This window comes from Xanthomonas axonopodis pv. maculifoliigardeniae (assembly GCF_041519315.1).
Classification (GTDB): Bacteria; Pseudomonadota; Gammaproteobacteria; order Xanthomonadales; family Xanthomonadaceae; genus Xanthomonas; species Xanthomonas euvesicatoria.
On the sequence record NZ_CP167998.1, the window covers coordinates 3,157,044 to 3,181,657 of the forward strand.

Below are 24,614 nucleotides of genomic sequence, written 5' to 3' on the forward strand. Positions count from 1 at the left end.
TCAGTAAAAACCACTCGGTACTTCGCGCCTGCCTTGCGTTGTCGGAGCCGTCGGGTTCGCACGATACGCCCGCAGGAACAATGCCACCGCGCCGCTGACATACGCATCCAGCTGCACCGATTGCGCCTCTGGCGTATCGCCGCGCGCGGCAGCGGTAGCCGGCCGCCCGGTCATCAATCCGAAGAAATGCACCGATGCATCGGGCACGTTGTCGATCACCAATGCGCCGCGTTGCACCTCGCGCGCCAACAGCGTGCGCATCATGGTGTCGTAGCGCTCGAAGCACAGCGTCCACATTTCCTCGCGCACCTGGCCAGGCAGCAGTGGCGGGCGTACCAGGCCATACGCGGCATCATCCCGCATGCTGCTGGCAGACACGCGCAGCACTGCATCGGCTACCGCAGTCAGGCGTTGCTCCAGCGGCCCCTGCAGCTCCAGCAAGGCCGTCCAGCGATTGGGCGAGGCCTGCGCCAGCGCTTCCAGGGTGGTGCGGAACAGCACCTCCTTGGACGCGAAATGCGCATATACCGTGGCCTTGGACACCATCGCGCGCTCGGCGATGGTGTCCATGCTGGTCCTGTCGAAGCCGTGCTGCTGAAACAGCACGCGTGCCGCCGCCAGGATGGCGCCACGCTTGTCGTGCGGCGCACGCCTGGGCGCAACCGACGGTGCGTCGTCATCCACGCGGCGGCTCCGTTGCCGGGGCCGCGGCGGCAGTGGGCGCTGCGCTTTGCAGCCAGCCCCCGCCCATGGCCTTGTAGAACGTCACCAGGTTGGTGAAGCGCGACAGCTGGGTGTTGATCAAGGTCTGCTGCGCGCTGTACAGCGAACGCTGCGCATCCAGCGCCTGCAGATAGCTGTCGATGCCGCGTTCGAAACGCGCCTGCGACAATCGGTAGCTATCGGCGGTGGCATCCACCAGCGCTTGCTGGGCCTGCAGTTGCCTGCCCAGCGTGTCGCGCTGCGCCAACGCGTCGGAGACCTCGCGGAACGCGCTTTGGATCGACTTTTCGTAGCGCGCCACCTCGATATCGCGGTTGGCCTTGGCCATGTCCAGATTGGCGCGATTGCGCCCGGCATTGAAGATCGGCAAGGTCAGCGTGGGCACGAAGCTCCAGGCACGCGTCCCGGCATCGAATAGCCTGGACAGGCTACTGCTGGACGAACCGGTCGATGCGGTCAGGCTGATGCTGGGGAAGAACGCTGCCCGCGCCGCACCGATATTGGCGTTGGCCGCACGCAAGTTGCGCTCGGCTTCCAGAATGTCGGGGCGACGTTGCAGCAACTGAGACGGCAAGCCGGCCGGCACGCTGGCCAACACATTGCCTTCCACGCTCGCGTTGTCGGGCAGTGCATGCGGCAGCAATTCCACCGGCACTTGCGTGCCGACCAGCAGCACCAGGGCATTGCGATCCTGCGCCACCTGCGCGGTGTAGCGCTCCACATCCACGCGTGCGGTTTCCACCGTGGTCTGCGCCTGACGCAAGGTCAGTTGCGAGGCCGCACCCAGTTCGAAGCTGCGCTGCTGCAGGCGATAACTGTCGCTCTGGCTGGCCAGGGTGGATTGCGCCAGCTGCAGCAACTGCTGGTCGGCCGCCAAGGTCAGATAGGCGGTGGCCACTTCTGCCACCAGGCTGATATGCGTACTGCGGCGTGCCTCGGCGGTGGACAGGAATTGCTGCAACGCCTGTTCCTTCAGGCTGCGCACGCGGCCGAACAGGTCCAGCTCATAGGCACTGACGCCGATATTGGCGCTGTAGGTGCGGAACACCTTCGGCTGGCCGGGAATGGCAAGCTCCGAGGGCGTGCGCGCATTGTTGGCGGTGCCGGTGCCCTCGATGGCGGGCAGCAGCGCGGCGCGGTCCACCCGATATTGCGCGCGTGCCACCTCGATATTGAGCGCGGCCACGCGCAGGTCGCGGTTATTGTCCAAGGCTAGCGCAATCACCTGCTGCAGCGCCGGGTCGGTGAAGACCTGGCGCCAGCCGATATCGGCAATGTACGCGGCGTCGGCGGCGCTGCCGCTATCGGCAGTGGCAGCCGGAGGGGCTGCCGACACGTCGGTGCCGGCAAATTGCGCTGGCACCGGTGCGTCGGGCCGTGTGTAGCGCGGCATCAGCGTGCAACCGGACAGCACGCTGGCCACGCCAAGCGCGCAGAGTGTCGTGCGAATCGTGGTCATGTCAGTGTCCTGTCGGTTGCGGTGCGGGCGAGGCAGGCTGTGGACGGCGCTGGAACAGGCCGCACACCAGCACGAAGAACAGCGGCACGAAGAAGATCGCCAGCACCGTGCCGGAGAGCATGCCGCCGATCACGGCCGTGCCCAGCGCGTGCTGCGCGCCGGCGCCGGCGCCACTGGTCAACACCAGCGGCACCACGCCGAGGATGAAGGCCAGCGAGGTCATGAGGATCGGCCGCAAGCGCATGCGCGCCGCTTCCAATGCCGCAGCCACCAGGCTCTTGCCGCCCTCGTGCAATTCCCTTGCGAACTCCACGATCAAGATCGCGTTCTTCGATGCTAGGCCAATGGTGGTGAGCAAGCCCACCTGGAAGTACACATCGTTCATTTTCCAGGTCAGCATCGCTGCCAGCAGCGTGCCGAACACGCCCAGCGGCACCACCAGAATCACCGAGAACGGAATCGCCCAGCTTTCGTACAACGCGGCCAGGCACAGGAACACGATCAGGATCGAGACGCTGTACAACAGCCCGGTCTGACCGGACGAGGCTTTTTCCTGCCGCGACAACCCGGTCCACTCGAAACCGATGCCCGGAGGCAGCTTGGCGGCTGCGGCTTCGACGATCTGCATCGCCTCGCCGCTGGAGGCCGCACCCGGCAACGCCATGCCCAGGATCTCCATCGACGGCACGCTGTTGTAGCGCTCCAGGCGCGGCGAGCCGGATTGCCAGCTTGCCGTGGCGAAGGCGTTGAACGGCACCATGGTGCCGGCGCTGTTGCGCACGAACCAATGGTCGATGTCCTGCGGGTTCATGCGGTAGGGCGCATCGGCCTGCAGCATCACCTTCTTGACCCGGCCCTTGTCGATGAAGTCGTTGACGTAGGTGCTGCCCCATGCGCTGGAAAAGGTATCGTTGATGTCGGAGATCGACACGCCCATCGCCTGCGCTTTATGCGGGTCGATTTCCAGCTTGAACTCCGGCGTGTCTTCCTGGCCATTCGGGCGCACCGCCACCAGGCGCTTGTCTTGCGACAGTTCGGCCAGCAATTGATTGCGCGCCTGCATCAGCGCTGCGTGACCCAGGTTGGCGCGGTCCTGCAGCATCAGATCGAAGCCGGTGGCATTGCCCAACTCCGACACCGCAGGCGGCGCGAACGCAAACACCTTGGCATCGCGGATACCGGCAAAAAATGCCCCGGCCCTGGCCGCCACGTCGGTGACGCTCTGGCCCTTGCCGGTGCGCTCGTCCCACGGCCGCAACTTGACGAAGGCAAAGCCCACGTTCTGGCCGCTACCGGCAAAACTGAAACCGGTCACGGCGAAGACACCGGCAACCGAATCCTTCTGGTCGACCAGGAAATGATGCTCCACCTGCTTGAGCACCTCGCTGGTGCGCGCGTTGGTGGCACCGGGCGGCAACTGCACCAGCACGAACAAGGTGCCCTGGTCTTCGTCCGGCAGGAATCCCACCGGCAATTTCATGAACCCGAACACCACCAAGGCCAGCAACGCCGCGTAGGCGAGCATGTAGCGCCAGCCCTTGCCAAGCATGTGCCTCACCACGCCCTGGTAGCCGGTGTTGCCGCGATCGAACAGGCGGTTGAACCAACCGAAGAACCCGGTAGTCGCCAGGCCGTGGCCCTTGTGCACCGGCTTGAGCAAGGTGGCGCACAAGGCCGGGGTCAGGATCATCGCCACCAGCACCGACAAGGTCATCGCCGAGACGATCGTGATCGAGAACTGCCGGTAGATCACACCGGTGGATCCGCTGAAAAACGCCATCGGGACGAACACCGCCGCCAGCACCAGCGCCACGCCGATCAACGCGCCGGAAATCTGGTCCATCGATTTCCGCGTGGCGTTCTTGGGCGACAACTGCTCCTCGCTCATCACGCGTTCGACGTTTTCCACCACCACGATGGCATCGTCCACCAGCAAACCGATCGCCAGCACCATCGCGAACATGGTCAGGGTATTGATGGTGAAACCGAACGCCGCAAGCACGCCGAAGGTGCCCAGCAGCACCACCGGCACCGCAATGGTCGGGATCAGGGTGGCGCGGAAGTTCTGCAGGAACAGGTACATCACCAGGAACACCAGCACCACCGCTTCCACCAGCGTGTGCACCACCTGTTCGATGGAGATGCGCACGAACGGCGTGGTGTCGTACGGCTTTTGCACCTTCATGCCGGGCGGGAAGAACTTTTCCTGCTCTTCCAGGCTCTTGTCGATTGCGCGCACCGTGTCCAGCGCATTGGCGCCGGTCGCCAGCTTGATCGCCAGACCGGCCGCCGGCTTGCCGTTGTAGCGGCCCACCGTGTTGTAGCTTTCGCTGCCCAGCTCGATGCGCGCCACATCGCCCAAGCGCACCTGCGAGCCATCGGACTGCGTGCGCAGCAGGATGTTTTCGAATTGCTCGGCGGTCTTCAGCCGGGTCTGTGCAGTGATGGTGGCGTTGAGCTGCTGGTTGGCCACCGCCGGCAACGCGCCCAACTGGCCGGCGGAAATCTGCGCGTTCTGCGCCTGGATCGCGTTGCGCACATCCACGGGCGTGAGGCTGAAATTGTTCAGCTTGTTGGGGTCCATCCACACCCGCATCGCGTACTGCGAACCGAACAAGGTGGTGTCGCCCACGCCTTCGACGCGGCTGATGGTTTCCTGCACGTTGGCAGCCACGTAATCGGACAGGTCCGAATCGCTCATGCTGCCGTCTTCGGACGTAAAGGCCAGCACGTTGAGGAAGTTGGTGGCCGACTTGGTCACCGTCACGCCCTGCTGCTGCACTTCCTGCGGCAACAACGGCGTGGCCAGCGACAATTTGTTCTGCACCTGCACCTGCGCGGTGTCCGGGTCGGTGCCGTTTTCGAAGGTCAGGGTGATGGTCACCGCCCCGCTGGATTCGCTGGTGGACGCCATGTAGCTGAGGTGGTCCAGCCCCTTCATCTTCTGCTCGATGACCTGGGTGACGGTGTCTTCCAGCGTCTGCGCCGAGGCGCCCGGGTAGTTGGCGGTGATAGCGACTGCCGGCGGTGCGATGCTGGGGTATTGCGCAATCGGCAAGGTGGCGATGGACAGGATGCCGGCCAGCATTACGATGATGGCCAACACCCAGGCGAAGATCGGACGATCGATGAAGAAACGTGCCATGACGTGTGATCCCGCCTTAGTTGGCCGCACGCGGTGCGGTCGGGGCGGCAGGACCGGCAGCATTGCCGGCGGCGGGTGTGGCCTTGGGCTGCCACGGCACGGTCTTGACCACGATGCCATCGCGTGCGCGCGATGCGCCTTCGACGACCACCTGTTCGCCGGGCTTCAGGCCGCTGCGCACCAGCCACTGGTCGCCCACCGCGCGATCGGTCTCCAGCACCCGCAACTGCAGCTTGTGGTCGGCGCCGACGACAAAGGCGGTGGGTTTGCCCGCGCCGTTGCGCGAGACCGCCTGTTGCGGCACCAGCATGCCCTGCTCCTTGACGCCTTCCTGCAGCACCGCGCGCACGTACATGCCTGGCAACAGCTCGGCGTTCGGGTTGGGGAAGACCGCGCGCAGGGTGATCGAGCCGGTGTTCTGGTCGACGGTCACGTCGGAGAACGCCAGGTGCCCCTGCAGCGGGTAGGTGCTGCCGTCTTCCAGCAACAGCGACACCTTGGCCGCACCGTCGCCGGCCTGTTCCAGATCGCCGCGTGCCATCGCCTGCCGCAGGCGCAACACCGCACTGCTGGGCTGGGTGACGTCAATGTAGATCGGGTCCAGCTGCTGGATGGTGGTCAGCGCCGTGGCCTGGTTGGCGGTCACCAGCGCACCCGGGGTCACGCTGGAGCGGCCGATGCGTCCGGAGATCGGTGCGTCGAGCCGCGCAAACGCCAGGTTGATGCGCGCGGTTTCCACGCTCGCCTTGCCGGCTGCCACGTCGGCCTTGGCCTGGCCTAGCGCGGCATCGGTGTCGTCGCCTTCCTGCTGGCTGATCGCCTTGATCTGCGCCAGTTCCTTGTAGCGCTCGGCCTTGAGCTGCGCGGTGCGCAGGGTCGCCTCGGCCTTGGCCAGGGACGCCTGCGCGCTGGCATAGCTGGCGCGGTACTGGGCCGGATCGATCTGGTACAGGGTCTGGCCAGCCTTGACGTCGCCGCCTTCGGTGAACTGGCGCGACTGGATGATGCCGCCCACCTGCGGACGAATTTCGGAGATCAGGTACGGAACGGTGCGCCCCGGCAATTCGGTGGTGAGCGTCACCGGTTGCTGCTTGACGGTCAGCACGCCCATTTCCGGAGTGCCTTCCTGCGGCGGCGGGCCTCCCGGTGGGCTGCCGCAGGCACTGAGCAGGGCGGTGGCGGCAACAGCAACAGCAAGCAACGACAAGCGAAACGAGGCATGAGCACGCACGGGCAGTCTCCGCAGGAGGTGTGATGATTAAATCTAAACGGTACGGTTCGGTATCCTAATAAGCACATCCGTGGCCGTCAAGCATTTCTGCCCAGTCGGTATACTTATGAATTATTGGGAGAACCTGATGCGGGTCAGAACCGAAGAAAAACGCGAGGCCATCGTCCAGGCAGCCAGCGAGGTCTTCCTCGAGCTGGGCTTCGAGGGCGCGTCGATGTCGCAGATCGCCGCCCGCGTAGGCGGCTCCAAGCGCACGCTGTATGGCTACTTTCCGTCAAAGGAAGAGCTGTTCGTGGCCGTTGCCAAGGACATGTCCGACCGCTATTTCGACCCATTGCTGCATGCGCTTTCGCAAAGCAGCGGCCCGGTCGATGAGGCTCTGCAGCGCTTCGGCGAGGATGTGCTGACCTTCCTGTGCGCCCCGCCCAACATCACCAGCTGGCAGACCATCATCGGGGTATCCGGCAGATCGGCGGTCGGCGCAATATATTTCAGCGCCGGCCAGGAAGAAGGCATACAGCGCTTCGCCGAATACCTGCAGGCACAGGTGGATTGCGGCCTGCTCCATTGCCAAGACACCCTGCTTGCCGCCCACCAGTACGCGGCCTTGCTGGAATCGGAAACCTTGATGCCCTGCCTGTTTGGCGCACTCAAAGACCCCACGCCCGAGTTTCTGCGCGACGCGACGCGACGTGCGGTGCAGACGTTTCTGGCCGCGTATGGCGGCAAGGCAGGCAAGGCGGCGTGACGCCCTTTGCGACTTCACTGCATTGCACTGCGCGACGAGGCGCAGTGCGCGCGTACGGACGCCAGGCCTGCAGTCCACTCAGGCGTCTAACTGCCTTGCCGCGCCGCTGGCTTGAGCGCAGCAGCATCATCACCGCATGACGCAACCGGGCAGCGAGGCTGCGCTGTACGGCCGGCACAGGAATGCTGCTGCAGCGATTGAACGGTGTTGCGCTTGCGCTTGAACACGTTGCCATCGCACGCATGTTGCCGCTCGGGCATTGCGCCACCAGCGCCTTGGAACAGGCCGCGTCCAGGCACGACCTAGCGGCTGGTTACTCCGCCACTGCGCATTTCGCGCACAGGCCATGCACTTCCAGCGTCTGTGCCTGCGGCTGGAAACCCAGCGCCTTGGCGCGGGCTTCCAGTTGCGACACCACGTCGCGATCTTCCAGCTCCACCGCGCTGTGGCAGCGGTCGCAGATCAGGAACGGCACCGAATGCTGGGCGCTGTTGGGGTGGTGGCAGGCGACGAACGCATTGACCGATTCGAGCTTGTGCACGAAGCCGTTGGCCATCAGGAAATCCAGCGCGCGGTACACCGTGGGCGGGGCGTCGGCGCCGACGCCCTTGCCTTCGCGCACCCAGTCCAGCAGTTCATAGGCCTTGACCGGCTTGCCGGCGTCGGCGATCAGCCGCAGCACGTTCGCGCGGATCGGCGTCAGCCGCAGGCCGCGCTCGCTGCAGGCACGCTCCACCGCGCGCACGAAACCGTTGGCGTCGTCGACGTGGTGATGCGGTGCAGTGCAGGCGAGGTCTGGTGCGTGGGTGTGCTTGGTCATACAGGCTCCGGCGTCAGGCCGCTCCAATCTTGATGAGTGCCGCATCGATGCGTTTCAAGGCACCCTCGCGTCCGGCCAGGTACACCGTTTGCGAAATATCCGGGCTGACCTGGGTGCCGGTGATGGCCACGCGCAGCGGCTGGGCGACCTTGCCCATGCCCAGTTCCAGCGCGGCAGCAGCGTCGTGCAGCGCAGCCGAGACGCTTTCGACGCTCCACGCATCCACGGCAGCCAGCAGCTCGCGCGCCTTGCCCAGCGGCACCTCGGCGCCAAGCTTGAGGTGTTTCATCACCGCCGCTTCGTCATAGGTTTCCAGCGGCTGGTACCAGACCACGGCTTTTTCGGCCATTTCCTTCAAGGTCTGCACGCGCTCGCGCAAGGCCACCACCACATCGGCGGCGGCCGGGCCGGCGGCGATGTCCACACCGAGCTTGGCAAGCTGGTATTCCAACTGCGGGGCGATGCTGGCCGGGTCGTCGGTCTTCAGGTAGTGCTGATTGACCCAGCCGAGCTTGGCCATGTCCAGGCGCGCGGCCTTGGAATTGACGTCCTTGACGTCGAACAGGTCCAGCAATTCCTGCCGGGTGAACAGCTCCTGGTCGCCGTGCGACCAGCCCAGGCGCGCCAGGTAATTGATCAGCGCATGCGGCAGATAGCCGGCGTCCTTGTACTGCATGACGTCGGCCGCGCCGGTGCGCTTGGACAGCTTGGCGCCCTGCTCGTCCAGGATCATCGGCATGTGCGCGAACCTGGGCACCGGTGCGCCCAGTGCTTCGTAGATATTGATCTGGCGCGGAGTGTTGTTGATGTGGTCGTCGCCGCGGATCACCTCGGTGATGCCCATGTCCCAGTCGTCCACCACCACTGCGAAGTTGTAGGTGGGGAAGCCGTCCGGGCGGAAGATCACCATGTCGTCGAGCTCGCTGTTGGCGATCTCGATGCGCCCCTTGATCAGGTCCTCGAACACTACCGTGCCGCCGATGGGATTCTTGAAGCGGATGACCCGGTTGGGGTCGTCGCGATACGGCAGGTTCTGCTCGCGGGCAGCGCCGTTGTAACGCGGCTTTTCCTGCTTGGCCATGGCGGCCTCGCGCATGGCGTCGAGCTCTTCGCGGGTTTCGTAGGCGTAATACGCCTTGCCCTGCGCGAGCAACTGCTCGGCAGCCTCCTGGTAGCGCGCGATGCGCTGGGTCTGGTAGATCGGGCCTTCGTCGTAGCCCAGGCCCAGCCAGTCCATCGCTTCCAGGATGGCGTCGATGGCCGCCTGGGTGCTGCGCTCGCGGTCGGTGTCTTCGATGCGCAGCACGAACTGCCCGCCGCGGTGGCGCGCCTCCAGCCAGCAATACAGGGCGGTGCGGGCGCCGCCGATGTGCAGGTAACCGGTGGGGCTGGGGGCGAAACGGGTGCGGCAGGTCATGGAGCGCTCGGCGGACGGGAGTCGGCCGATTTTACCTTGCGCGGCGTGGCCCTGCCCGGCCCGTGGCTCAGCGGTTGTGCAGCAGGTCGCCGTACACCACGCAATCGCCGCCGCTGCGTGCCTTGCCCGGGGCGTCGTACAGCACCAGCCAGGTGGGAATCTTGCCGGCCAGGTGCCTGGGCAGGTTGCAGATGGCCTCGGCGCGGTCGCAGTCCTTGCCATGCGGCAGCACTGCCGATTCCAGCAGGTCGTGCTGGAAGCGCACCGATGCGCGGTTGGCGGCCAGCACGATGCGCGCATCCGGCCATTTGAACAGGCGAATCTCGCCATTCAGCACCATTGTCGGCCCGGCGAGCAGGTACAGATCGTCGCCGGAATAATGCAGGTCGCGAATGCCCAGCCCGCCCAATTGCAGGAAGTGCTTGCGCAGCAGGGTGCCGTCTTCGTCCAGCGGTGCCAGGCGCAGATGGTCGCCATGCGCTTCCACCTGGATCTCCAGCATTGCCGACCAGCCACGCAGCACCGGCCCACGCAGGCCCAGCAGCAAGCGCTGGCCATCGACCACGATGCCTTCGATATCGAAGCCGTTGTCCTTGCCGGGAATCTTCAGGAACGGGCCGAAATGCGGGTCGTCGGCCAGCAGGTCGGTGAGTTGGTTGTGCTTGGCATCGCCCTTGAGGCGAAGTGCGCGGCGGCCGTCGGCGGCTTGGCGTACCAGCTGCGGGCTGCCGTCTTGCGCCTGCTCGATCGGCAGGCAGGCAAGCAAGCGGCGGTTGCCATCGAGCTTCAACTTGGTCAGGCGTTTGGCGTTTTCAGCGTCGTCGCGGCCGCGCTTGGCGTTCTTGCGCTTGCTGCCGTGCGAACCGACGACCCACAAGAATCCGTCCGACAGGCCCATGCCTTCCAGGTCGGCTTCCTCGCCGTCTTCGCCCGGCAGATCCAGCAGGTCCGCCAACGGAAAGCTCTGCCCTTCGCCGAAGCGCAGCGTCTCGCGCTGTACCGGATCGAGCTTGCGCAGCCGATCCACCGCGCAGGCTTCGTCGCCGGCCACCCACAGCCAGTCGTCGGTGAAGGCGGCGCCGGACAGATTGCTGTGCACCAGCGCACCGGGCGCGAATTCGAGCCGGACGCTATGCGGAATCAGGGTTTTCTTGGCCATTGGGAACCTGTGGGTGATGAATCAACCGAACGCGGCCAGCTTGGCACGCACCACATCGGCCGCCAACTGCCCCGGCCAATCGCGGTCGTTGGCCACCTGCGCCTGCGCGCGGCTGGCCTCGAACGCCGCAAAGTCCAACTCGGCCAGTGCCCACACCGTCTCGCCCTGGGTCTGCGCCAGCACGCCGTCGGCGGGGAAGCCGACATCCATTGGCGCAAACACCGCCGCGTCGCCGGTATTGATGTCCAACGCCGGGCTCCACGGCGCTTGGCCTGCAGTCACCGATTGCGCGACGAACACGCGGTTTTCCAGCGCGCGCGCCAGGCAGCCGATGCGCACGCGCATGGCGCCGGCGGCGGTGTCGGTGCAGCTGGGCACGATCAACAACCGTGCACCGGCCTCGTATTGCGCACGCACCGGCAGCGGGAACTCGCTGTCGTAGCAGATCGCGATCGCGGCGCGAATGCCGTCCAGTTCGAACACCTTCAGTTCCTCGCCCGGCTCGATCAGCCCGGTGGCCTTTTCGAAGCCGGTGAGCTGCAACTTGTCCTGCCAGCCGTGCAGGCCCTCCGGGGTGAACCAGTCGCTGCGATTGCGGTAGCGCCCCTGCCCCAGATCCAGCAGAAAACTGCCGGCAATCAGGTGCAGCCGATGTTCCCGCGCCAGGCCGGCAAACAGTTCCAGCCACGGCGCGCGCAGCGCCTGGATGGCCGCCAGCGATTCGGGCAGGCCGGCAGAAATCTGCGTGTCGAACGTTGCGCCCAGTTCCAGCGACAGATATTCGGGCAGCACCACCACCCGCGCACCGGCAGCGGCGGCTTCGGCGATCAGGGCCGACTGGCGCGCCGCAAACGCGGCGAAGTCGACTGGCTTGCCGATGGGGTATTTGGCAACGGCAATTTTCATCTGGTGGCCTTTGGGGTGTTGGATCGAAGCGGCGAAGCAATCAGACCAGCTCGCCAACGCATTGTGCAGCGATTTTGCAGACCGTTCGTGATGCTTGTCGGTGGCTGTAGGGCGCTGGCCGCACTCATTGCGACAACGCACGTGTCCACACAACCAAGCTGTGGTCGATCTCGCCATGTTGCAACTCCGCCCACTGCAGGTGCACGCGCATGCCCGGCTGCGGGGCGTAGCCACGTTTGCGCCAGAACGCATCGTTGGGACGGTAATCGGCTGGTTGGCGCGGGTCGTCGGGCGCGCGTTCCACCGAACAGAACGCGGTCGATGCAAAGCGGCCCAACGCGCGTGCATGCGCTTCGCGCCGGTCGAAAAATGCATGACCGATACCCTGCCCGCGATACGCCGGCAGCAGCACCGATTCGCCGAAATAGAACACGCCGGCCGGATCGATGCCTGCCGCACGGAACGGTGCGTGGAACGCGTCGCTGTCATCGAGCAGCGGCAAACCGGTCGATGCACCGATTACCGCATCGCCATCGCGCGCCAGCACGAAGACGCTGTCCGGCGATGCCGCGTAGGCCGCCAGATAGTCGCGCTCGTACGCGGCATCGCCTTGGTACAGATACGGCCATGCGCCGAACACGCTGATGCGCAGCTGCGCCACTGCATCCAGATGCGGCAGCACCTGCGTGCCGCGCACCGTTTCCACCATTAACGAGGAGCCAGCCATGCCGCCATGGTAAGCCAGCAAGGCGTGGCTGCAATGCGATGCTTCAACGCAGCCAATGACCATGGTTCGAACCGCAGGTCTGCGGTTGTTGCCACAGCAACCACACCGCCGCTTCGTCGGTGGCCAGCAGTACCCCGAGCAGCGCATCGGTGCTGCGTGCCCAGTAGCTGCCATTGCTCAGCCGTTGCCACGGCCCATAGCTGGGTGCCCGGGCGTGGCCGGTGCGGGTGTGCTGCTGCGCTGCCGCCTGCAAGAACGCATGCCCGCCGCTGCGCAGTTGCTGCGCGGTGCGTGCGTGCAGCTGCAGGCCCACCACCCCGCGGCGCCTGTCGCGGTTCAGCGGCAAGGCCGACAGCGCCGAGCTCTCCCAAACGTGCGGCAGCGCTGCGGGAAGCAGCGCCACCGTGTCGATACCGGCGGGCAGCAAACGCTGCGCGCGCCGGTGCAAGTGTGCCTGCGTCAGCATGCAGGGCTCAGCGCAGGCTATTGCCAAGCTCGTACCAATCGAGCTTGCGGGTGACCCACATGATGCTGGCCAGGATGCCGAACAGCAGCAACGATCCCATCAGCAGCGCGTTGTCCTCGGAGATCAACAGACTGTAAAGCACCGCGTACAAGGCGGTGAGCATCACCGAGAAGCCAGCCGCACGGACCCAACTGCGCAACACGCCGGACAGATAGAAGAACTGCAGGCCGATACACGCCGCCGCCGACACCAGATAGGCCTGCCAGAACGCGATGTGTTCGGAAAGGCTGAGCAACAGCAGGAAGAAGATCGCCAGCGCCAGGCCCACCAGCAGGTACTGCAACGGATGGATGGGCAGGCGCTTGATCAGCTCGAACAGCACGAAGGCCACGAAGGTCAGCACCACGAACAAGATGCCGTACTTGCTGGCGCGGTCGGCCTGGGTATACACGTCCACCGGGTCGACCAGGCGCACTTCCAGCGTATCCAGCGCCGCATGGCTGGACTGCAACTGGGTCTGCGCACCGGTGGCCAGCGACGACAGCGACCAGCTCGCATCGAAGCCCTTCGGCCCGATGCTCGGCGCATTCGGCAGGAAGCGGCCGCCGAAGGACGGGTGCTGCCAGTCCGAGCGCAGGGCGATGTCGTTGTTGTCGGCGATCGGCGCGATGGCCAGCCGGCGCGTGCCGTCCAGCACGAACTGCATGTCCACCACGTTGCCGTCCTGCAGCCGGCCGGCGAGCGGGTCGGCCAGCGGACCCAGTTGGGCGTGGATGCCGGCCGAACGGTCGGCCAGTGCGCCTGCGCCGCTCTCCAGCGCCAGTGCGCGGCCATCGACCTGCAAGCGCGGCGTGCCGACCAAGCCGCGCACGTCGGAAATACCGATTGCCAGATACGGCTGGCCATACACACGGGTCGGCGCAGCCGCGTAGTCGAAGGGGTCGTATTCGGCATGCAAGGTGGCCTTCCAGGAATACACCTGCACGCGGTACAAGCCCACCTCGCGCACCGAGGGCACCATTTCGCCGCTGAGTTTCAGGCGACGCGGCGTTTGCAGCAGCGTACCTTCGCGCTTGCGCCAGACCTTGCGCTGGTTGCCCTGCTCGTCCGGCTCGGTGACCTGCACGTCTTCGGTATACGGCAGCACCCGCACCGGCGCGATGAACTGCTGCTCGCCGGCCTTGCTCTGCGCCACCCGCTCCACCGCCTCGTCGCGGTAGCGCGCGCGGTCCTGCACCGCGCCACGGATCAGGAGCAGCGGAATCAACAACAGCAGGATCAGCCCGCCGATGGTGGCGAACCGCAACAACAGTTTCAGGGATTTCATCGGCCATCCTCATCTTGGGAGGTGGCCAGGGTGCGCTGCGCCGGTGTCGGCGGTTTGAGGCGAATTTGAAGCGAATGTGAAGTGGGCAACCCGGACATCCGGCGGCCGGCACTGTGACGCATTGACGAAATACGGCTTTCAACGCTCCAAAGTGCCACCCGTTCCCAAGACGGGCTTCCGTTTGATCGGCAGCACTTCGCCTGGCCGCCGCACGCAGCGACTTCACGCGTAACGATGCACGGGCAGGTGCGCAGCCCCGAATCCCTCCTTTCATCTGATCGCAGCTTCCAGTTCGCTGCGCTTCGATGAGGTCTCGAGCCGCAGGCATTGCATCAGCGCTGCCCTGGCCGCACGCCCACTCGGCAGTGATTTGGCAACTGCGCACGACTGCATTCCTTTCTTAACCTGGAGCTGCCTTCCATGAACTCGCACCGTTCGCTCGCCCTTTGCCTGCTCGCCGCCCTGAGCCTGACCGCCGCCACCGCGCAGGCGGCAGTGCACGGCATGGGCCTGAAGCCTTCGTCGTTGATGCAGCCGGTCACCCCGCTGTTCGGTACCGCGAGCGTGAGCACACCGCTGCCTGCCAGAGTCGACCTGACTGCATGGGCGATCACGCCGGGCGACCAGGGCCAGGTCGATGCCTGCGTGTCATGGGCGACCGCTCACACCCTGACCGGTTGGTATGCCAACGCCAACAGACAGGCCCAGACGCGCTTTGCCCCGATGTACCTGTACAGCCAGGTCAACGGCGGCGTGGATGAAGGCTCTACCCTGGAAGCGCCGCTGCAGATCGCGCTTGCGCAGGGCATCGACACCGAGCAGCACTATTCGTGGGGCAACTACGATTGGAAACACCAACCCACTGCCGCCGACAGGGCCAACGCTGCCAGGAACCCGACGCCGTATCGCCATTACACCGTGCTGTATTCGGGCAGGGGGAATGGGGGAAGCGCCCTGATCCAACAGATCAAGCTCGCCCTTGCCTCTTCCACGCCGGTGGCGATCGGCTTCTATGTGCGCCAGGGCTTTGAAGACCTGACAGCCCAAAATCAGGTCGATTACGACACCACGACGCCGATCCTGGGCGGGCATGCGGTCATCGCGCTGGGCTACGACAGCGAAGGACTGATCGTGGAAAACAGCTGGGGCACCGCATGGGGCAACAAAGGCTTCGGCAAACTGTCCTGGTCGGTGGTCGCCAAGGATGTGATCGGCGCCGACGTGGTGTACTAGCACGACGCGGCCACGCGCCGTACGCTGAGTGATGCAGGCGCGGCATGTGCCCTGGCGCATGCCGCAGCCTTGAACGCGCGGCTGCCACCGGCGCCAACCAGCCGCGACAACGGCCTGCAGCGACTCAGCCGATCGGCAGGCGCAACACCGCACGCGCACCGCCACCATCGCGGTTGCCCAGCATCACGTCCCCGCCATGCAGGCGCGCAACCTCGCGCACGAACGGCAAGCCGAGACCGGAGCTGCGCTGGCCGGTCTGCGGGCGTGCCAGCGAATAGAACCGCTCGAAGACGCGCTCGAGCGCGTAATCCGGCACGCCACTGCCGCGGTCTTCAACCAGCAACTCCCAGTGTCCGTCGCGCAGCCGCGCCTGCAGGCGCACATGGCTGTCTTGCGTCGAAAACGCGATGGCGTTTTCGAGCAGATTGATCAGTGCCTGCCTGAGCAGAAACCCATCGCCCAGTACGTGGTGATCGCCTGGCGCGCCAGCCCCTGCGTCCACCTCCACGGTGATGCCCGCCGCCGCTGCACGCAGCGCCACCGCGTCCGCCGCAGCCTGCAGCAGCCCATCAATACCGATGGGCTCGCGCTTCTGCAGCCAGCCGTGCTGCTCCACCTCGGCCAGTGCCAGCAGCTTGTCGATGGTTTCGGTGAGCCGGTGTTCCTGCGCGCGGATGGTGGCAACGAAGTGCTGGCGGTCGGCCTCCGGCAGTGGCTCGGTCAACAACTCCGAGGCACCGCGAATGGCCGCCAGCGGGCTTTTCATCTCGTGCGTCAGCGACTGCACGTACTGCTCCACGTAGGCCTTGCCTTCCAGCTTGCGACGCATGCTTTCCAGCGCCTGGCCCAGATCGCCGATTTCATCGCCACGCGGTTTGGGCGGCGGTACCGGGATGCCGGCGCTCACCGCCTGCGCATAGCGATTGAGCCGGCCGATGCCACGCATCAACCACCAGGTCATCAAGATGCCGATCAACGCGGAAATGCCGATCAACCAGGCGCCGCGCTGCAGGATGTTGCGCTGGCTGGCTTCGATAAACGGGTCGATGCTGCGATTGGGTTGCGCCAGGGTCAGCACGCCGATCAGGTTGCCGGGGTCGTCCGGTGCGTAGATCGGCGCGGCCACATGCATCACCGTGGCGGCAGGGTCGCCATCGATGTCCGGGCTGGAACGCGCGCCATATTCGCCGCGCAGCGTGCGGTAGACATCGTTCCAGCGCGAGTTGTCGCGGCCCACGTCGCGGCCCTGCGAATCGAACACCACCACGCCGCGCGCATCGGTGACGGTCACGCGGTAATCCACCGTGTTCTTGCGAAAGCGCCATACCCACGCCTTGGGGTCGCGCTGCTGGGCCCTGGCCACGTTGCGCGCGAAGCGGCCATCGGCAAGCGTGCCGGCAGCCAACTCGCCACTGGCCATTTCCGCCAGCACATTGGCCGCATCCACCAGCGTGGATTCCATCGCCTGGCGCACCCCTGGCTTGACCTCGTTGACGAACACGCGCATCACGAAGAACGCGGCCAGGCCCACGATCAGGAAGAAGCCCAGGAACAGCTTGAGACCAAGCCGCATGTCAGCCCGCGGCCTCGCTCAGTTCACCACATGCGTGCCGGCGCATGCCTATACCTCCAGCGCGTAGCCAAGGCCACGGTGGGTGCGGATCGGGTCGGCCGGCACGCCGGCCAGGCGCAGCTTGCCGCGCAGCGTCTTGATATGGGTGTCGACGGTGCGATCGGCACTGTCGGCGCTGGCGTCCCAACCGCGGTCCATCAGCTGCGCACGGCTCAGGATCGCACCGGGGCGCTGCAGCAACGCTGCCAGCAGCGCGTATTCGTAACGTGTCAGCGGCAGCAGGGTCTCGCCATAGCGGATGCGGCTGCCCTCGCGATCGATCGCAAACGCGCCGTGCGGCTGCCAGCCCGATTCGGCCGGCGCGCCTGCATGGCGTCGGCGCAGGCGCGCACGCACGCGCGCCACCAGCTCGCGCGGCGAGAACGGCTTGGCCATGTAATCGTCGGCGCCCAGCTCCAGGCCGAGCACGCGGTCGATCTCGTCGTTGCGCGCGGTCAGAAAGATCACCGGCACCTGGCTGAAACTGCGCAACGTGCGGCACACCTCGAACCCGTTGATGTCCGGCAGGCCCACATCGAGGACCACCACATCGGCCGGGTCGGCGCGCAGACGCGTCAGCGCATCGCGGCCCAGCAGGCAATGCTCAGGCGCATAGCCCTCGCTGCGTAGTGCGTAGAGCACGGTATCGGCAATGGCGGCTTCGTCTTCGACGACGAGCACGCGGGCGGCAGACTCTGACATGCCGCGCAGCATACCGGCATGCGGGCACGGCCTACAGGTCGAGGTGGTCCACGCATGGCGTGGCACGACGGGTGCACACGCCGCATTGCTCGCGGCATCGCGCAGCCTCTGGATGTCGCCACCGTGCGCTTGCGCTGGGCCGCCCGCAATGGGCGGCAACAAATCGCGCCGCAGCCTCTACACTGCCGCGATGAACTATCGCCACGCCTTCCATGCCGGCAACCATGCCGACGTGCTCAAGCACATCGCCCTGCTTGCCCTGATCGACACCCTCAAGCGCAAGGACACCCCGTTCTTCGTGCTCGACACGCACGCCGGGCGCGGCCGCTACCAACTCGGGGGCGAAGAGAGCCGCAAGACCAACGAGGCCGATGCCGGCGTGATGCGGCTGATGGCAGAGGCCAGCTTGCCCGAGGTGGTCGAGCGCTATCTGCGCGCGGTACAGGCCGACAACCAAGCCGTCGCCCGCCCCGCCACGCCCGGCCAGAAGCCCACCCGCCCGACCGCCGGCATCCAGCTCAACCACTACCCCGGCTCGCCGCTGCTGGCTGCGCAAGCACTACGCGAGCACGACCGCATGGCATGTTGCGAACTGCAGCCCGACGAAGCCGAGGCGCTCAAGGCCCTGTTCGCCAGGGACAGCCGGGTACGCGTGCACGCCGGCGACGGCTACGCGGCCATCCGCGCCTTCCTGCCGCCACGGGCTGGCGAAACCAAGATCGGCCGTGGGCTGGTGTTGATCGACCCGCCCTACGAATTGCAGGACGCCGAATACCCGCAGATCATCCATAGCGTGCGCGAAGCGTTGGCGCGCTGGCCGCAGGCGATCTGCATGGTGTGGTACCCGATCAAGCTGCGCCGCAGCCTGCAGCCGTTCATGCGCAAGGCCGCCGCGTTGCCGGCCAAGTCGGTGCTGGTCGCCGAGCTGCAGGTGCGCCCGGACGACTCGCCGCTGCGTCTGACCGGCAGCGGGCTGCTGATCGTCAACGCGCCCTGGCAGTTCGACCAGATGCTGGCGCCGGCGTTGCCGGTGCTCAAGCAGCATCTGGGCGAGCCCGGCGCCTCGACCCGGCTGGAGTGGCTGCGCCAGGACGGCTGAGCCGGCAGGCGCGTTCGCCTACCCGTCGCGGTGGGTAGGCAGGCGGCAGCGCACCACGCGCACCGCGTCGGCGGCATGGCAGGTGCCGCGAGCACCTTCAGCGCAGCGTAAACAAACGGGCGCTGCGCCGGATGCCCATGTCCCAGCAAGGTCGAGCCGGGCGACCAATGCCTTCCGGCGGCCCCGCGGCGTCCACTCGGCTGCCACAGTGCGCACCCCATCACGCTCACGACCGGCTCACGGCTCCGCTCGTTACAGTTGTGTGAGAAGCACTGCCACCTCCTGTCGGCCCCCGGCGGCACACCGGATTCATTCACGGTTGCGCGCCGGGCTGGTGCCAGAATCTTCCGATCTTTAAGGAACACCGGTCATGGCCATTCGCAATCGCATGCCTCCCTGGCATGAAAACTTCAGCCTGCCCAATGGCCGCACCCTTCTGCTTCGCCCGATCCGTCCCGAGGATGGTCCGCCGCTGCAGGGAGCCTTCAGCCTGTTGGGACCGGAGGAAATTCGCGCGCGCTTTGTGCGCTCCTCCACCGAAATCACCCCGGAGATGGTGCAGCGCCTGACCCATCCCAACCCCAAGAGCGAGATCGTGCTGGTCGCCGCCGAGCAACTGCCGCCCGGCGAAGCGCTGGTCGGCGCGGTCGCGCGCGCCGCACTGGTGCCGGGCACCCGCCAGGCCGAATACACCATCCTGGTCAGCAGCTTCGTCGCCGGCCAGGGGCTGGGACGGCAGCTGATGCGCAAGTTGGTCAAGTGGGCACGGCGCAAGTACCTGGACTGCCTGTTCGGCGATGTGCTGCAAAGCAATGTGCCGATGCTGCAGTTGGCAGAATCGCTGGGCTTCAAGCCGCAGGCGCATCCGGAGTCGCCGGAACTGGTACGGATGGTGTTGGAGCTGGATGCTTGAGGGGCCGGGATACGGGATACGGGATACGGGATTTGGGATTCGTAAAAGCAGATCGCGGCTGCTTTGCGTGATCGGGGCTTGGGTCTTGCTTCATCACGGAGAGCCACCGTTGCGCGGCGGCCTGATGTTCTCGACGGTAAGCTGCAAGACCCCCGAAAGGATCGGCACACTGGCTGACACCTAAGGCCACTTACGGATCCTTCCCCTCGCCGCTTGCAGGATCCTGGGGTGGCATGGGTGCCACGCTTCATCCGCGCACGCCGCTTCCCGAAGGTAGACAGCCCGACGTTTCGCCATTGAAAGCTGCCACAACCGTCGAGAGTGTTGCCGTGCGGACGGGAGCGCTGTGTCTGGCCCATACCCAGGCGCCACGTAAAACCGTCTGCTGTGGTGTCCTCGCCGCTTGCGGGACCGTGTGGCGGCATGGATGCCGCCACCGAGCCTGCAGATACAGATTCATGGCGTGTCCCGCAAGCGGTAAGGGTCGCGCGCACTCGACCGAGTGGGGTCTTTGCCTCGCGAGCGTGCGCATGACTTGCACCCGCGTACCCAACCCCATGACCCGCAGTGCACATCCGGGCGGGTGGCCCACCACCAGCTTTCACACCAGATGGACCGGCCGCAGCGGGGGCTCTGATAAAATCGCCGGCTGATGCCGTCGCCTACCTTCCCCTCCCCGCCGCTGCCCAAGTCCGGCCAGCTCCGCGCCTACTGGCGCGCTCCGTCCTCTCCGACTGCGCTGGCCTGGTCGATTGCGCGGGCAGCCGAAGCGCATGCCGGCCCGTTGCTGGTCATCGCACGCGATAACCAGAGCGCGCACCAGATCGAAGCCGATCTGCACGCCTTGCTCAGCGAACAGGCGGCGCTGCCGGTGGTGCCGTTTCCCGATTGGGAAACCCTGCCCTACGACCAGTTCAGCCCGCATCCGGAAATCATCAGCCAGCGGCTGGCCGCCCTTCACCGCCTGCCCGGCCTGACCCGCGGCGTGGTGATCGTGCCGGTGCAGACCTTGCTGCAGCAGCTGGCGCCGCTGAGCTACATCGTCGGCGGCAGCTTCGATCTCACCGTTGGCCAGCGGCTGGATCTGGATGCGGAAAAGCGTCGCCTGGAAAGCGCCGGCTACCGCAATGTGCCGCAGGTGATGGACCCGGGCGATTTCGCGGTGCGCGGGGGCCTGCTGGATGTGTTTCCGATGGGCGCGGACACGCCATTGCGCGTCGAGCTGCTGGATGAGGACATCGATTCGATCCGCGTGTTCGACCCGGAATCGCAGCGCTCGCTGGACAAGGTGGACGCGGTCAAGATGCTGCCGGGCCGCGAAGTGCCGATGGACGATGCCAGTGTGGAGCGCGTGCTGGCCTGCCTGCGCGAACGCTTCGACGTGGATACCCGGCGCAGCGCGCTGTACCAGGACCTGAAATCCGGGCTGGCGCCATCGGGCATCGAGTATTACCTGCCGATGTTCTTCGCCAAGACCGCAACGCTGTTCGATTACCTGGACAAGCGCGTGCTGCCGGTGATCGCCACCGGCGTGTCCAACGCCGCCGACGCCTTCTGGGCCCAGGCGCAGAACCGCTACGAACAGCGCCGCCACGATGTGGAGCGCCCGCTGCTGCCGCCGGACGAGCTATACCAATCGCCGGATGCACTGCGCGAGCGGCTCAACAAGCTGGCGCGTATCGAAGTATGGGCCAGCGATCATGCGCGCATCGATGAGGCCGCCCCGCTCGGCGACCAACCGTTGCCGCCGCTGCCGGTGGCCGCAAAGGACGCGCCGGCCGGCCAGGCGCTGGCGACGTTCCTGAGCCATTATCCGGGCCGCGTGCTGATCGCTGCCGATTCGGCCGGCCGCCGCGAAGCCTTGATGGAAGTGCTGGCCGCCGCGCAGTTGAAACCGGAGCTGGTCGCCGATGTGCCGGCGTTCCTGGCGGGCACGCTGCGTTTTGCCATCACCGTGGCGCCGCTGGAGGACGGCTTTGCGCTGGATCAACCGCAGATTGCGCTGCTGACCGAGCGCCAGCTGTTCCCGGAGCGGGCCAATCAGCCGCGCCGCACGCGTCGGGTCGGACGCGAGCCGGAAGCGATCATCCGCGACCTGGGCGAACTGTCCGAAGGCGCGCCGATTGTGCACGAGGATCACGGCGTGGGCCGTTACCGCGGGCTGATCGTGCTCGATGCCGGCGGCATGCCCGGCGAGTTCCTGGAGATCGAATACGCCAAGGGCGACCGGCTGTATGTGCCGGTGGCGCAGTTGCACCTGATCAGCCGTTATTCCGGCGCCTCGGCCGAGACCGCGCCGCTGCATTCGTTGGGCGGCGAGCAGTGGACCCGTGCCAAGCGCAAGGCTGCCGAGAAGGTGCGCGACGTGGCTGCCGAACTGCTGGAGATCCAGGCACGTCGCCGTGCGCGCGCCGGCCTGGCGTTGCAGGTGGACCGCGCAATGTACGAGCCGTTCGCGGCCGGATTTCCGTTCGAGGAAACCGGCGACCAGTTGGCCGCCATCGATGCGACGCTGCGCGATCTGGGCAGCAGCCAACCGATGGACCGCGTGGTGTGCGGCGACGTGGGCTTCGGCAAGACCGAAGTTGCGGTGCGTGCGGCGTTTGCCGCCGCCAGCGCCGGCAAACAGGTCGCCGTGCTGGTGCCCACCACGTTGCTGGCCGAGCAGCACTACCGCAATTTCCGCGACCGCTTCGCCGATTACCCGATGAAGGTGGAAGTGCTGTCGCGCTTCAAGAGCACCAAGGAAATCAAGGCCGAACTGGAGAAGGTCGCCAGCGGCGAGATCGACGTGATTATCGGCACGCACCGCTTGTTGCAGCCGGATGTGAAGTTCAAGGATCTCGGCCTGGTCGTGGTCGACGAAGAACAGCGCTTTGGCGTGCGCCAGAAGGAAGCGCTCAAGGCGATGCGTGCCAATGTGCACCTGCTCACGCTCACCGCCACGCCCATCCCGCGCACGCTCAACATGGCCATGGCCGGCCTGCGCGATCTGTCGATCATCGCCACCCCGCCGCCGAACCGCCTGGCGGTGCAGACCTTCATTACTGCCTGGGACAACACGCTGCTGCGCGAAGCCTTCCAGCGCGAACTCAGTCGCGGTGGTCAGCTGTATTTCCTGCATAACGATGTGGAAAGCATCGTGCGCATGCAGCGCGATCTGTCGGAACTGGTGCCGGAAGCGCGCATCGGTATCGCGCATGGGCAGATGCCCGAGCGCGAGCTGGAACGGGTGATGCTGGATTTCCAGAAGCAGCGCTTCAACGTGTTGCTGTCGACCACGATCATCGAATCGGGCATCGACATTCCCAATGCCAACACCATCATCATCAACCGCGCCGACCGCTTTGGCCTGGCGCAGTTGCACCAGTTGCGCGGCCGCGTGGGCCGCTCGCATCACCGCGCCTACGCGTACCTGGTGGTGCCGGATCGCCGCTCGATGACCTCAGATGCAGAAAAGCGCCTGGAAGCGATTGCCTCGATGGACGAGCTCGGCGCCGGCTTCACCCTGGCCACGCACGACCTGGAAATCCGCGGCGCCGGCGAATTGCTGGGCGAAGACCAGAGCGGCCAGATGGCCGAAGTCGGTTTCAGCCTCTACACCGAACTGCTCGAGCGCGCAGTGCGCAGCATCCGCCAGGGCAAGCTGCCCGACCTGGATGCCGGCGAAGAAGTGCGCGGTGCCGACGTCGAACTGCACGTGGCCTCGCTGATTCCCGAGGATTATCTGCCCGACGTGCACACACGCCTGACCTTGTACAAGCGCATTTCCAGCGCACGCGACCCCGATGCGCTGCGCGAACTGCAGGTGGAGATGATCGACCGCTTCGGCTTGCTGCCGGACCCGGTCAAGCATCTGTTCGCCATCGCCGAGCTCAAGCTGCAGGCCAATGCGCTGGGCGTGCGCAAGCTGGACCTGGGCGAAAACGGCGGGCGGCTGGTGTTCGAGGCCAAGCCGGCGATCGACCCGATGACCATCATCCAGATGATCCAGAAACAGCCGAAGATCTACACGATGGATGGCCCGGACAAGCTGCGCATCAAGTTGCCGATGCCCGAAGGCGCCGACCGTTTCAATGCGGCACGCGGCCTGTTGGCAGCATTGTCACCGGGCTGAAGCGCTGCGGCGCCGGCAAGCGGCGACCGCACCGAGCACGATCACCACGTATAAAACGCGACCAGGCAGGCGGGCAGTCCACTGCCTGGTCGCATTTGCCCGTCATGACTACCGCAGCCCGCGCGCCGCGCATCCGGTTTGGATAAAAGCGCCCGCCGGTGCTTCACGCGCGCAAGCCGGGGCGTCACCTGCAACGCCGTGCCGGAACGGGGCGAACTGTCCGACGTGACAGGCTCGATCAGTCCCCCTGAGCCTGCTGCCGACAAAGCTGAGCAATTAATCCACAGGCGGTGACGGGTTTCGCAAATCCGTCATTGCGCTGAATTTTGCCTAAATATTTCCAAAAGGCGCCGATACCTGCATAGACCGGCATGGCCCGTGTGCAGCGCTGCTCACACCCGTCCAGGCCGTTGCGACCTTCCCAGGCCATGGTACGCACCCGTGCGCCATCGCACCGCTTGAGGCACCAATGAACACGCCACTGTCCGATCTACCCGCGCCGCTGACCCTTGCCCTGGAGGGCGAGATGACCATTCGTCGCGCGGCCGAGCTCAAGCCGTTGCTGCAGCCGGCCTTGCTGCATCCGGGTGGATTGCATCTGGACCTGGCCGCCGTCAGCGAGATCGATACCACCGGCCTGCAATTGTTGCTGGCCACCAAGCAGGCGATCCAGGCCGATGGCCGGCCGTTTTCGCTGACCGATTCCAGCCGTGCGGTGGTCGATGTCATCGAGCTGCTCGGCCTGCTCGAGGCCCTGTACCCGCATGCGGTTGCAGGCCTGGGCGAACGAATTCACTAACGGACTGGTGA

The 24,614-nt window shown here is 65.9% G+C and carries 20 protein-coding genes; 6 read left to right on the top strand and 14 right to left on the bottom strand.

The window, feature by feature from the left end:
* The 4 genes from ACDH77_RS13665 to ACDH77_RS13680 are packed head-to-tail and all read right to left on the bottom strand — an operon-like array spanning position 1 to position 6,558.
* The gene (locus ACDH77_RS13665; protein ID WP_031423495.1) at positions 1–684 is read right to left on the bottom strand and encodes a TetR/AcrR family transcriptional regulator; all 684 of its coding nucleotides are present in this window, start codon (positions 682–684) and stop codon (positions 1–3) included.
* A complete protein-coding gene (locus tag ACDH77_RS13670) occupies positions 677–2,182 on the bottom strand; it encodes an efflux transporter outer membrane subunit (protein WP_218488719.1) in 1,506 nt (501 codons plus the stop codon). Before ACDH77_RS13670 ends, ACDH77_RS13665 begins: the two co-directional genes overlap by 8 nt.
* A gap of 1 nt (position 2,183) precedes the next feature.
* Positions 2,184–5,327, bottom strand: a complete 3,144-nt coding sequence (locus ACDH77_RS13675) for an efflux RND transporter permease subunit (RefSeq protein ID WP_218488720.1) — start codon at positions 5,325–5,327, stop codon at positions 2,184–2,186.
* A 16-nt stretch (positions 5,328–5,343) separates the two neighbouring features.
* On the bottom strand, positions 5,344–6,558 hold the full coding sequence (locus ACDH77_RS13680; RefSeq protein WP_184419930.1) for an efflux RND transporter periplasmic adaptor subunit: 1,215 nt from the start codon (positions 6,556–6,558) through the stop codon (positions 5,344–5,346).
* Between the two features lie 106 nt (positions 6,559–6,664).
* Between ACDH77_RS13680 and ACDH77_RS13685 the strand changes: the two genes are divergently transcribed.
* A complete protein-coding gene (locus ACDH77_RS13685; protein WP_372353911.1) occupies positions 6,665–7,306 on the top strand; it encodes a TetR/AcrR family transcriptional regulator C-terminal domain-containing protein in 642 nt (213 codons plus the stop codon).
* Between the two features lie 313 nt (positions 7,307–7,619).
* On the opposite strand, the gene ACDH77_RS13690 is transcribed toward ACDH77_RS13685, so the two are convergent.
* The 7 genes from ACDH77_RS13690 to creD all read right to left on the bottom strand — a co-directional run bounded on the left by ACDH77_RS13690 (position 7,620) and on the right by creD (position 14,128).
* Complete coding sequence (locus ACDH77_RS13690; protein WP_005912830.1) at positions 7,620–8,126, bottom strand: transcriptional repressor; 507 nt, start codon at positions 8,124–8,126, stop codon at positions 7,620–7,622.
* Positions 8,127–8,139: 13 nt separating this feature from the next.
* On the bottom strand, positions 8,140–9,543 hold the full coding sequence (gene gltX, locus ACDH77_RS13695) for a glutamate--tRNA ligase (protein ID WP_372353499.1): 1,404 nt from the start codon (positions 9,541–9,543) through the stop codon (positions 8,140–8,142).
* Positions 9,544–9,610: 67 nt separating this feature from the next.
* Positions 9,611–10,702: a DUF3616 domain-containing protein gene (locus ACDH77_RS13700; protein ID WP_372353500.1), complete on the bottom strand. Its 1,092-nt coding sequence runs from the start codon at positions 10,700–10,702 to the stop codon at positions 9,611–9,613.
* 21 nt (positions 10,703–10,723) lie between these two features.
* Positions 10,724–11,608, bottom strand: a complete 885-nt coding sequence (locus tag ACDH77_RS13705) for a carbon-nitrogen hydrolase family protein (RefSeq protein ID WP_011348062.1) — start codon at positions 11,606–11,608, stop codon at positions 10,724–10,726.
* A 124-nt stretch (positions 11,609–11,732) separates the two neighbouring features.
* Positions 11,733–12,335 (bottom strand): GNAT family N-acetyltransferase, encoded by a 603-nt coding sequence (locus tag ACDH77_RS13710; protein WP_029819849.1) that lies wholly within the window; start codon positions 12,333–12,335, stop codon positions 11,733–11,735.
* A gap of 43 nt (positions 12,336–12,378) precedes the next feature.
* Positions 12,379–12,801 (bottom strand): hypothetical protein, encoded by a 423-nt coding sequence (locus ACDH77_RS13715; protein ID WP_031423506.1) that lies wholly within the window; start codon positions 12,799–12,801, stop codon positions 12,379–12,381.
* A 7-nt stretch (positions 12,802–12,808) separates the two neighbouring features.
* Positions 12,809–14,128: a cell envelope integrity protein CreD gene (gene creD, locus ACDH77_RS13720; RefSeq protein ID WP_011348065.1), complete on the bottom strand. Its 1,320-nt coding sequence runs from the start codon at positions 14,126–14,128 to the stop codon at positions 12,809–12,811.
* 420 nt (positions 14,129–14,548) lie between these two features.
* On the opposite strand from creD, the gene ACDH77_RS13725 reads away from it, so the two are divergent.
* Positions 14,549–15,361 (top strand): C1 family peptidase, encoded by an 813-nt coding sequence (locus ACDH77_RS13725; RefSeq protein WP_011348066.1) that lies wholly within the window; start codon positions 14,549–14,551, stop codon positions 15,359–15,361.
* A gap of 124 nt (positions 15,362–15,485) precedes the next feature.
* Here ACDH77_RS13725 and creC read toward each other — a convergent pair whose 3' ends face one another.
* Together creC and creB are read right to left on the bottom strand one after the other, a co-directional pair.
* Positions 15,486–16,934 carry a two-component system sensor histidine kinase CreC gene (gene creC, locus ACDH77_RS13730; RefSeq protein ID WP_031423511.1) on the bottom strand — a complete coding sequence of 483 codons (1,449 nt, stop codon included), beginning with the start codon at positions 16,932–16,934 and terminating at the stop codon, positions 15,486–15,488.
* Positions 16,935–16,982: 48 nt separating this feature from the next.
* Complete coding sequence (gene creB, locus ACDH77_RS13735; RefSeq protein WP_008576101.1) at positions 16,983–17,687, bottom strand: two-component system response regulator CreB; 705 nt, start codon at positions 17,685–17,687, stop codon at positions 16,983–16,985.
* 178 nt (positions 17,688–17,865) lie between these two features.
* On the opposite strand from creB, the gene ACDH77_RS13740 reads away from it, so the two are divergent.
* The 3 genes from ACDH77_RS13740 (at position 17,866) to mfd (ending at position 23,804) form a co-directional block, all read left to right on the top strand.
* Entirely contained in the window at positions 17,866–18,774 is a 909-nt protein-coding gene (locus ACDH77_RS13740) for a 23S rRNA (adenine(2030)-N(6))-methyltransferase RlmJ (protein WP_042774112.1), read from the top strand.
* 370 nt (positions 18,775–19,144) lie between these two features.
* Complete coding sequence (locus ACDH77_RS13745) at positions 19,145–19,687, top strand: GNAT family N-acetyltransferase (protein WP_003488532.1); 543 nt, start codon at positions 19,145–19,147, stop codon at positions 19,685–19,687.
* A 652-nt stretch (positions 19,688–20,339) separates the two neighbouring features.
* Entirely contained in the window at positions 20,340–23,804 is a 3,465-nt protein-coding gene (gene mfd, locus ACDH77_RS13750) for a transcription-repair coupling factor (RefSeq protein ID WP_031423516.1), read from the top strand.
* A gap of 238 nt (positions 23,805–24,042) precedes the next feature.
* On the opposite strand, the gene ACDH77_RS13755 is transcribed toward mfd, so the two are convergent.
* Positions 24,043–24,234, bottom strand: a complete 192-nt coding sequence (locus ACDH77_RS13755; RefSeq protein ID WP_143030764.1) for a hypothetical protein — start codon at positions 24,232–24,234, stop codon at positions 24,043–24,045.
* Between the two features lie 39 nt (positions 24,235–24,273).
* On the opposite strand from ACDH77_RS13755, the gene ACDH77_RS13760 reads away from it, so the two are divergent.
* The gene (locus tag ACDH77_RS13760) at positions 24,274–24,603 is read left to right on the top strand and encodes a lipid asymmetry maintenance protein MlaB (RefSeq protein ID WP_003488096.1); all 330 of its coding nucleotides are present in this window, start codon (positions 24,274–24,276) and stop codon (positions 24,601–24,603) included.
* Positions 24,604–24,614 lie beyond the last annotated feature (11 nt).